Below are 418 nucleotides of genomic sequence, written 5' to 3' on the forward strand. Positions count from 1 at the left end.
CTCGGCTCGGGTGCCCCCCGGGTCGGCACCGAGGGTCTCTACGACCTGGAGTCGATCGCCGCGGTGGTGATCGGCGGGACAGCTCTCGCCGGTGGGCGCGGCGGCGTCGTCGGCACTGTCGGCGGGGTGCTGCTCCTGGCCAGCATCGACGCCATTTTCAACCAGCTTGAGGTCGACGCCTTCTTCAAGCAGGTGATCCGGGGCGTCATCATCATCGCCGCGGTCGCCGTCTACGCCCGCAGGGCCATGCGAAAGGCGGCCTAGTCATGCAGACCGTCCAACCCCGTTCCCTGCCGCTGCGGCTGCCGCGGGTACGTCCCGGTGGTGTCCTGCCGATCCTCGCGATTCTCGCGGTGTTGGTGGTGCTGGTCGGCATCCGGCAGCCCGACTTCCTGGCCCCGCCGTCGCTGATGTCGTT

Annotated in this window: 1 pseudogene; it reads left to right on the plus strand. The window is 69.4% G+C overall.

The window, feature by feature from the left end:
* Positions 1-264 (plus strand): annotated as a pseudogene (locus KBX53_RS35850) (ABC transporter permease); the annotation flags it as partial.
* Between the last annotated feature and the right edge of the window lie 154 nt (positions 265-418).

Origin of the sequence: Micromonospora sp. M51 (assembly GCF_018070305.1) — a bacterium.
Lineage (GTDB): Bacteria > Actinomycetota > Actinomycetes > Mycobacteriales > Micromonosporaceae > Micromonospora > Micromonospora parva.